At 33.9% G+C, this 9,069-nt stretch carries 9 protein-coding genes and 1 tRNA gene; 7 read left to right on the top strand and 3 right to left on the bottom strand.

Features of this window, described 5'->3' with window-relative positions; genetic code table 11:
* The 6 genes from argJ to ABUA27_RS10980 all read left to right on the top strand — a co-directional run.
* The coding region (gene argJ / locus ABUA27_RS10955; protein WP_502879708.1) for a bifunctional glutamate N-acetyltransferase/amino-acid acetyltransferase ArgJ at positions 1-1,282 on the top strand (1,282 nt) is incomplete at its 5' end.
* Complete coding sequence (argB, locus tag ABUA27_RS10960) at positions 1,282-2,136, top strand: acetylglutamate kinase (RefSeq protein WP_217747700.1); 855 nt, start codon at positions 1,282-1,284, stop codon at positions 2,134-2,136. The genes argJ and argB, both read left to right, overlap by 1 nt.
* Before the next feature lie 71 nt (positions 2,137-2,207).
* A complete protein-coding gene (locus tag ABUA27_RS10965; RefSeq protein WP_288835130.1) occupies positions 2,208-3,137 on the top strand; it encodes an N-acetylmuramoyl-L-alanine amidase in 930 nt (309 codons plus the stop codon).
* 118 nt (positions 3,138-3,255) lie between these two features.
* Positions 3,256-4,095, top strand: a complete 840-nt coding sequence (locus ABUA27_RS10970; protein ID WP_281073027.1) for a tRNA 2-thiocytidine biosynthesis TtcA family protein — start codon at positions 3,256-3,258, stop codon at positions 4,093-4,095.
* Positions 4,095-4,778 carry a tRNA threonylcarbamoyladenosine dehydratase gene (locus ABUA27_RS10975; RefSeq protein WP_129980742.1) on the top strand — a complete coding sequence of 228 codons (684 nt, stop codon included), beginning with the start codon at positions 4,095-4,097 and terminating at the stop codon, positions 4,776-4,778. Before ABUA27_RS10970 ends, ABUA27_RS10975 begins: the two co-directional genes overlap by 1 nt.
* A 4-nt stretch (positions 4,779-4,782) precedes the next feature.
* The gene (locus ABUA27_RS10980) at positions 4,783-5,331 is read left to right on the top strand and encodes a DJ-1 family glyoxalase III (protein ID WP_006506239.1); all 549 of its coding nucleotides are present in this window, start codon (positions 4,783-4,785) and stop codon (positions 5,329-5,331) included.
* Between the two features lie 65 nt (positions 5,332-5,396).
* Here the strand turns inward: ABUA27_RS10980 and ABUA27_RS10985 are convergent.
* Positions 5,397-5,472, bottom strand: a tRNA-Glu gene (locus ABUA27_RS10985).
* Positions 5,473-5,508: 36 nt separating this feature from the next.
* A complete protein-coding gene (locus ABUA27_RS10990; protein ID WP_287968552.1) occupies positions 5,509-5,919 on the bottom strand; it encodes a hypothetical protein in 411 nt (136 codons plus the stop codon).
* A 106-nt stretch (positions 5,920-6,025) separates the two neighbouring features.
* On the opposite strand from ABUA27_RS10990, the gene ABUA27_RS10995 reads away from it, so the two are divergent.
* Positions 6,026-6,916 carry an aldo/keto reductase gene (locus ABUA27_RS10995; protein WP_288835128.1) on the top strand — a complete coding sequence of 297 codons (891 nt, stop codon included), beginning with the start codon at positions 6,026-6,028 and terminating at the stop codon, positions 6,914-6,916.
* 27 nt (positions 6,917-6,943) lie between these two features.
* On the opposite strand, the gene ABUA27_RS11000 is transcribed toward ABUA27_RS10995, so the two are convergent.
* The gene (locus tag ABUA27_RS11000; protein ID WP_349820711.1) at positions 6,944-9,010 is read right to left on the bottom strand and encodes an ATP-binding cassette domain-containing protein; all 2,067 of its coding nucleotides are present in this window, start codon (positions 9,008-9,010) and stop codon (positions 6,944-6,946) included.
* Positions 9,011-9,069: the final 59 nt, after the last annotated feature.

Consider the following 9,069-nt stretch of genomic DNA (forward strand, 5'->3'; position numbering starts at 1 on the left):
TGGTGGATTTGAGTTTGGTTATATATTTGTGTCCGCGCAACGAAGGCGCGGGGAAATGGAGGAAATCATGAAAGATATACTTGGTGGTGTTTGTGCACCAATTGGATTTAGCGCAAATGGTATTCATGCAGGAATGAGAAAGAATAAATCTAAGAAGGATTTATCTCTTATTGTGAGTGAAGAGTTATGTACAGCAGCTGCAACATATACACAAAATAAAGTAAAAGGTGCTCCTTTGACAGTTACAAAGCAGCATTTAAAGAATGGGCGTGCAAGAGCAATTATCTGTAACTCAGGTAATGCGAATACATGTAATTCAAATGGTATTGAGCTTGCGAATGAAGTATGTGCTTTAGCTGCAAAGGAATTAGGTTTAAAGGAAGATGATATTATTGTCGCTTCTACTGGTGTTATTGGGCAGCCTATGTCTATTGATCCTTTTAAAGCTCATATGAAAGAACTTGTAAAGGGATTAAATGTAGATGGGTCTCATGATGCATGTTATGGAATCATGACAACTGATACACAGCCTAAAGAATATGCAGTAGAGTTTAAATTAGGTAATGCTAAATGTCATATTGGGGCTATCGCAAAGGGTTCTGGTATGATTCATCCAAATATGGCAACAATGCTTGCCTTTGTAACAAGTGATGTAGCTATTTCTAAAGAATGTTTAGAAGCAATGGTACATGAAGTTGTAGATGATACATTTAATATGGTCAGTGTTGATGGGGATACATCTACTAATGATATGTTATGTGTATTGTCAAATGGTATGGCACAAAATAATAAGATTGTCTTAAAGGATCAGTCTTATAATATTATGAAGGATGCGTTATATCATATCTGTGAACAATTATCTCGTGGTATTGCGAAAGATGGTGAAGGAGCAACTAAACTGCTTACATGCAATGTCAAGAACGCGAAGACATTACAGGATGCCAAGATTGTCGCAAAGAGTGTAATCACTTCTACTTTATTTAAAGCAGCGATGTTTGGTAGAGATGCGAATTGGGGTCGTATCTTATGTGCTATTGGTTATTCTGATGCTGATCTAGACATCAACAAAGTATCCGTGACATTAGCTTCACCTGCAGGAGATATTCATGTTTGTGAGAAGGGCATGGGTGTTATCTTTGATGAAGAAAAAGCATTAAAGGTCTTATCTGAAGATGAAATTGATATTAATATTGATTTGAATGATGGAATATGGGATGCAACAGCATGGGGCTGTGATCTAACTTATGATTATGTAAAAATTAATGGGGAATATAGAACATAATGGAAGAAAGAGAAATATATCGAGCAAAAATCTTATCTGAAGCTGTTCCTTATTTACAGGAATACAATGGTAAGACAGTAGTAGTAAAATATGGTGGAAATGCGATGATCAATGAAGAATTGATGAACAATGTCATTTCTGATATATGTCTAATGACTTTAGTTGGTATTAATGTGGTATTGGTTCATGGTGGGGGGCCTGAAATCAATAAGGCATTAAAACGTTCTGGTATAGAATCAAAGTTTATTAATGGGTTACGTTATACTGATGAAGAAACAATTGATATCGTACAGGAAGTATTAGCCGGTAAAGTCAATAAGAATCTTGTAAAGCTAATAATGAATGGGGGAGGCCGTGCAGTAGGTCTTTGTGGTATTGATAATAAGTTATTAGAGGCGAAGAAGATAAAAGACGAATTAGGTTATGTAGGCACTGTTACACAGGTAAACAATGAAATCATTAAGGATGCAATCAAGAGTGGATATATTCCAGTTATTGCGTCTATCGCAATGGATGATGAAGGTCATAGTTATAATGTGAATGCAGATTATGCAGCAGCAGCTATTGCAGATAGTCTAGAAGCAGAAAACCTGATTGTGGTTAGTGATATTCCTGGTTTATTAAGAGATCCTCATGATGAAAAGACATTGATTCCAGAGGTATCTATCCAGGATGTAGAAAACTTAAAAGCAGAAGGTATTATTGCAGGAGGTATGATTCCTAAAGTGGATTGTATTACTCATGCATTAAAAGGCAATATGTCAAAAGCAGTCATTATTGATGGTCGTATTCCACATTCTATTCTTATTGAAATATTATCTAAGGATGGTAGTGGTACACTATTCACAAGATAACAGAGTTACATCTGTTATCTTTTTTTTACCTCTAAAATAGTATATTATTAAAAATAAGGAAGGGTGAAACGATGAAAAGATTATTATGCTTATTATTATGTAGTATATTGTTTGTGGCATGTGGTACTACAAAAGAGGCAAAAAAGAAAGATACTGCAGTAGTAGAGAAACAAAAGAAAAAGGAAAAGGAAGCTAAGAAATTAGAAGAACAAAAGAAGAAGGAAGAAGAAGCTAAGAAACTAGAAGAACAGAAACAAATAGAAGAACAGAAGAAATTAGAAGAACAGAAAAAACTAGAGGAACAGAAAAAAGCTGAGGAAGCTAAAAGACAGGAAGAAGTAAAAAGACAACAGGCACCTGTTGCGATAAATAATAATGTGGTAGCTATTGATGCAGGACATCAGGCGAGAGGTAATTCACAATTGGAACCTATTGGTCCTGGTGCTTCAACACAAAAGGCTAAGGTCGCAGGTGGAGCAACAGGAACTGCCACACGTATTCCTGAATACCAGACAACTCTTAATGTGAGTTTGAAACTAAGAGATGTTTTACAGTCTAGAGGGTATAAGGTTGTCATGATTCGTACAACGAATGATGTAAATATTTCTAATAGAGAAAGAGCTGAAATGGCTAATAATGCAGGTGCTGGTGCTTTTATTAGATTACATTGTGATGGTATTGGTAATAGCGGTGTCACTGGTGCAAGTGTACAGGAACCAGCTAATGGAAATCCTTATATGAGTGCAGGTAATGTGTCTGCTTCACAATCTTTAGGAAGAACAGTACTGAATCATTATTGTAGTACAACAGGTATTAGAAATAGAGGAATGGCAGCACGTAATGATTTAAGTGGAATCAACTGGTGTAAGACACCTGTATGCTTACTTGAGATGGGATTCATTTCTAATGGTGATGAAGATAGAAAGTTAAACAACAGTGATTTCCAGCAGAAAATTGCGGAAGGTATTGCGAATGGTATTGACGCTTATTTTGGTCGATAATAATTGCATTTATGCCTATTAACTGTTTATAATGTTTTTTAGTAAGGTTATCCTTAGAGGATAACCTTGAATTTTAGAGTATATTCCTATGTATTTAGTAGGAACTAGAGGTGAAACAATGGATAACATTAAAGCGATAGAACGTAGTATTATTACAAACTTTAGAAAACCTTTATGGCGTAGATTTATTAAGGGTATTCAGGATTATGAACTCATTGAACCCGGTGATAAGATTGCGGTATGTATTTCAGGTGGGAAGGATTCAATGCTTCTTGCGAAGCTATTACAGGAATTACAGAGACATGGTAAGTTTCATTTTGATTTAGAGTTCATTTGTATGGATCCAGGTTATAATCCTGCCAATAGAAAACTGATTGAAGAGAATGCGGAAAAGCTAGGTATTCCTATTCAGTTCTATGAATCAGATATATTCAATGTCGTACATGGAATAGAAAAGAACCCTTGTTATTTATGTGCAAGAATGCGTAGAGGGTTCTTATATAATAGAGCACAGGAATTAGGGTGTAATAAGATTGCGTTAGGCCATCATTATTCAGATGTCATAGAAACAATATTAATGGGTATGATGTATGGGGCTCAGGTCCAGACTATGATGCCAAAACTTCATAGTAAGAACTTTAAAGGTATGGAATTAATCCGTCCTATGTATTTGATTCATGAAGAAGATATTATTGCTTGGGCTGAGAAGTTTAATTTAAAGTTCTTACAGTGTGCATGTCGTTTTACAGAAGAGTCTGAAGCACGTGGAGAAATTGAACATACATCTAAACGTGCAGAAACAAAGAATCTGATTAAAGAATTAAGAAAGATTAATCCTAAGGTAGAACAGAATATCTTTAAGAGTGTAGAGAATGTCAATCTTAAAACAATTATTGCCTATACTGACTGGGATGAATCAAAGAAAAGTTTCTTAGATTTCTACAAGGAGCAGGACTAATGGATGATCAGTTTACAAGATTAAGATGGGTAGCAGGTAATGAGTCTATTGATATCATGAAGACTAAACATGTTGCAGTGTTTGGCTGTGGTGGTGTAGGAGGCTATGTCATTGAAGGATTGGTTCGTTCTGGTATAGGAACAATTGATGTATTTGATCATGATACAGTGGATATCACAAATCTCAATAGACAGATCATTGCCTTACATTCTACAGTAGGCAAGAAGAAAGTAGATATTATTAAAGAACGTATGTTAGATATTAATCCAAATTTAAATATAAATACGTTTGATACATTTTATTTACCAGAGAATGCTGATACAATAGACTTATCTCAATATGATTATGTAATTGATGCAATTGATACAGTAACTGCAAAGATAGAATTGATTAAGAGATGTACAGAATTGAATGTACCTATTATCTCTTCTATGGGTACAGGAAATAAGCTTGATCCAACTCATTTACAGATTACTGATATCTATAAGACAAAGATTGATCCACTTGCGAAAGTAATGAGAAGAGAATTAAAAGCAAGAAGAATTAAGAAGTGTTTAGTTGCTTATTCAGATGAGATTCCTGCAAAGACAGGACAGAGAACACCAGGTAGTAGTGTATTTGTGCCAGCAAGTGCAGGATTAATGATTGCAGGATATGTGTTTCAATCATTGATAGGAGGATAATAGTATGGCTAAAGTTGCAGTTTTAATGGCAGACGGTTTTGAAGAAGTAGAAGCCTTAGGTGTAGTAGATATCTTAAGACGTGCAGAGGTGGATGTAGACACTGTTTCTATTAAAGAGGAGCAGGTTGTCATTTCTTCTAGAAACATTCCTGTACGTGCCGATAAGACACTTACAGACATGGATTATTATGATATGATTGTAATTCCTGGAGGAGCAGGGGCATGGACCTTAAGAGATGATGATCGTATTATTTCACTCATTAAGAAATATGATCATGAAGAAAGATATATTGCAGCTATATGTGCAGGACCTATGGCTCTAGGTAAAGCAGGTGTAATCACTAATAAGAAAGTCACTTCTTATCCAGGAGAAGAAATAGAAAGTTATTTAAAAGCAGGTAAATATGTTGAAGAAGAAGTGGTTGTAGATGGTCATATTATTACAAGTAGAGGACCGGCCACAGCATTTGCATTTGCCTATAAACTTTTAGATGTATTAGGTATTGATTCATCAAGTCTTAAGCATGGAATGTTGTATGATTTATACAGATAGCCTTTGTGCTATCTTTTTTTATTTAGGTATAAAAAAACGATCCCGAAGGATCGTAGTATTTAATATGGTGACCGGTACGGGATTCGAACCCGTGAATGCATGCGTGAAAGGCATGTGAGTTAACCGTTTCTCCAACCGGCCAGCGGAATTGAGTATATCATAGGAGAAACGAATACGTCAATAGTTATTTTGACATTTTGATAAAGAAAATGCTGAAATTTTTTTGTCTTTAAAAGTAAACTTAATTTGTATATTCTTCTCTTTATATTTATAGGTTATTGTACCTTTTCCGTTATTGTAATGGTTAGAAGTAGGAGAAGAATAAGTATGCTTTACTGTAGAATAATCAGTTCCAACAGTAATACTATTCTTAAGTTTATACTTCTTAGTAAAGAGAGTGATTGTTTGGATTTTTCCATCCTTTTCTGAATATTGAATATTAGAATCAAATAAAGCATCTGACATCTTTGATGCACTCACACCAGGATAGACCTCTTTATTCTTATAAATGATTGTATAGTCCTTTATATCAGTTTGAGCACTACATGCACATAATAAGAGACATAGTAATAATAGTATCTTCTTCATATGTATACCTCCTTGTCTTTATATTAGAACTTTAATAAGAAATTGCAAGAGAAGTTTGACAGGGAGTAACTACCGTCTAGTACAGTAAATGTAGGAGGTATTCGTTATGGAATATGTAAAATTAAATAATGGCATAGAAATGCCACTCATCAGTTTTGGAGTCTATCAGATTCCTAAAGAAGATACTAAGAGATGTGTCTTAGATGCAATTAAGTCAGGATATAGAGGCATTGATACGGCACAGAGCTATTTCAATGAAAGTGAAGTAGGAGATGCGATTGTGGAATGTGGTGTACCTAGAGAAGAACTCTTTATTACTACTAAAGTGTGGATTGATCATTATGGTTATGAAGAGTGTAAGGCTTCAGTAGAAGAATCATTAAGAAAACTAAAAACAGATTATTTGGACTTATGTTTGCTTCATCAGCCTTTTAGTGATTATTATGGTGCTTATCGTGCTTTAGAAGAGTTATATGCGGAAGGTAAAATTAAAGCAATTGGTGTTTCTAATTTCTATCCTGATCGTTTGACAGATATTTGTATGTTTGATAGAAAGGTTATTCCTGCAGTGAACCAGGTAGAAGTCAATCCTTTTAATGCACAATGGTGTGCTCAGGAAAACATGGAAAAACATGGTGTAAAAATGGAAGCATGGGCCCCATTTGGTGAAGGAAGAAATAATCTATTTACTAATGAAACATTAGTTTCTATTGGTAAGAAATATAATAAGAGTTCTGCCCAGGTTATGTTGAGATGGCTTGTTCAAAGAGGTGTTATTGTTGCTTGCAAGTCTACTCATATTGAAAGAATGCAGGAAAATATCAATGTCTTTGATTTTGAATTAACAGAAGAAGACATGAATTCTATTAAAACATTAGATACTAGTAATAGCTTATTCTTCTCTCATAATGATCCTAATATGGTTGAATGGTTCGACAAGATTGTGAAAGAAAGAAGAGTAAATGAAGATTGTAGAAAAGAAGATAAGAAGTGGTAGCTAAAAAGACTTCAATTGAAGTCTTTTTTAACGGATGTTATGTTTTGATATCATCTTTTGAATGAATACAGGTATAAAGAATTCTATCACAAATGAAGAAGCATAGAATAATTCAATATGAATTATTGTGATAGGCATGATTAATGGAATAATCATCATCTTTATTGTGAAAATCATAATCACTTCTAGAAGAATCCATACAAATGTACCTAATATTAATGCGTTTTTCAAGTATGTGCGATAGAAGCTGTGATCTATTCTCTTAGTTGTTAATCCCATGTTATAGAGATAGTCTCTTGTCTGTTTCTCTTCTCTTAAAATGAGATACTTAAGGTAAAAATAGAAACCATACAATAATATAAAGACAACTGCAATGAATTGTATTAGTACTTTCTTGTTGTTATTGATAAGAGAATTAATTGCATCATTATCTACAAATGCACCCTCTACCTTAAAACCTAATCTTTCTAATTCATTCTTTACCTTATTGATATTCTTAAGACTATCTACTCTTAATGTATAAGCATCTGGACGCCATGGTGTTTTCATGATGATATCATCTACATCATTCATAGTATAATTTTCAGGAAGAACATTTTCAAATGTTATAAAACCTTCTTCGAGGTGAGTATCCTCTATACTATAAACGACAACACTTTCTTTGGCTTTAAATGCCTCAATATAAGGTGTTATACAGTCGCTAGGAATATAAACATATGGATTTCCTGTACCGACACTATTTGTACTTATAGCTGATCCTGGTTTTAAAATTCCTCTCACAGGTAGATTCATATAGACAAGTTTAACACAAGGTGTGTTGATATCGACCCACTCATCACCATCAGATGATGTTCCCGTTTGAGAAATACCAGAAGCATTATAGACAGGTATTGGAACCCATAATCCTATTTTTAACTTCTTGATATTAATATCCTCTAGTCTAAGGTTATTTTCTTCTAAGAAAGCTTCCATTTTTTCATTGCTTAAATAGACACCTTTATTATCAGCATGTTTAATAGTGATGTTTGCATAATCATCCCTACTATCATAAGTTTGAAGCATAAAGATGGATGAACGACCATTCATATGACCATCAGATAGTGATATCTGATCATAGTTATTTTCTGTTGCACCATTCATATCATCCATCCATTCTGAGAAGGTACTATAGTTAACATCATATCTCCATGTAAGGCGTTCTATGTGACTGACACTTTTAATCTTATTGTAATCCTGTTGACTCAGAGGTGTTTCTCCAGAATAGTATGTATAATAATCATTCTTATATTTTTCTTTGTAGACAACAAGGTCTCTAGAAGCAACAGAATTAATTTTGTCTTCATAAGAAGCACTATATGTTCCATAAATATTATAACTATAAGCACATATAATCATCGTGAAAGCAACAAGTATATTCATTACTGTTCTGAAAGTACGATGCGAAAAACGAATATCCATGTTTTTATCTTTCATGATAGGTGCTTTTATTAGATTCTTCTCTTTGGATAGATCTCTATCTATGATTAATGCACCCTCCACTTTATAAAGCGTATCAGCTGCTTGAATCATTCTACTATCATGTGATGCACTAATTACATAATGTCCTTTATCTGCATATTCCTTGAGAATATGAATCATTGTCTGTGCATAACCTGCATCAAGCGCAGCAGTAGGTTCATCTAAGATGAGTATTTCAGGCTGTCTTATTAAGGCTAAATAAACAGCAGCACGTGTTTTTTCTCCTCCAGATAAGCTTTTAGGATACTTATTTTCAAGAGGTTTTATACCTAATTGTTCTTCATAATCAGGAATTCTTTTACATCCTAATTTTTCTAGCTGTTTAATATGACTGCCAATAGTCATTCCTTCTATAAATAAAGGGATCTGATGAACATTTGCGAGATGATTATAAATAAACTTTTGTTTATTTTCTTCATCAAGAGTATCTATTCTTTCACCTTCATAAAGATAAATACAGTCATAAGCAAATTGGAAGGCTTTAAGAAATGTGGATTTTCCTGATCCGCTTCTTCCTTTGATAACAGTTAAATGTCCACATTCAGCGCAGAATGAAGCATTTTTTTGAATACCCATAATCTACAGGTAACGATTTAAGAGAAGTGTGGAGCAGAAATATTCAGGATATAGACTAT

Origin of the sequence: Catenibacterium sp. RTP21428st1_D7_RTP21428_210409 (assembly GCF_040227455.1) — a bacterium.
Taxonomy (GTDB): Bacteria; Bacillota_I; Bacilli_A; order Erysipelotrichales; family Coprobacillaceae; genus Catenibacterium; species Catenibacterium mitsuoka_A.

Excerpts from the sequence above, each read along its gene's own strand:
- argB (WP_217747700.1), top strand. The coding sequence starts at position 1,282 with ATGGAAGAAAGAGAAATATATCGAGCAAAAATCTTATCTGAAGCTGTT.
- ABUA27_RS10970 (WP_281073027.1), top strand. The coding sequence starts at position 3,256 with ATGGATAACATTAAAGCGATAGAACGTAGTATTATTACAAACTTTAGA.
- ABUA27_RS10965 (WP_288835130.1), top strand. The coding sequence starts at position 2,208 with ATGAAAAGATTATTATGCTTATTATTATGTAGTATATTGTTTGTGGCA.
- ABUA27_RS10995 (WP_288835128.1), top strand. The coding sequence starts at position 6,026 with ATGGAATATGTAAAATTAAATAATGGCATAGAAATGCCACTCATCAGT.
- ABUA27_RS11000 (WP_349820711.1), bottom strand. The coding sequence starts at position 9,010 with ATGGGTATTCAAAAAAATGCTTCATTCTGCGCTGAATGTGGACATTTA.
- ABUA27_RS10975 (WP_129980742.1), top strand. The coding sequence starts at position 4,095 with ATGGATGATCAGTTTACAAGATTAAGATGGGTAGCAGGTAATGAGTCT.
- ABUA27_RS10980 (WP_006506239.1), top strand. The coding sequence starts at position 4,783 with ATGGCTAAAGTTGCAGTTTTAATGGCAGACGGTTTTGAAGAAGTAGAA.
- ABUA27_RS10990 (WP_287968552.1), bottom strand. The coding sequence starts at position 5,919 with ATGAAGAAGATACTATTATTACTATGTCTCTTATTATGTGCATGTAGT.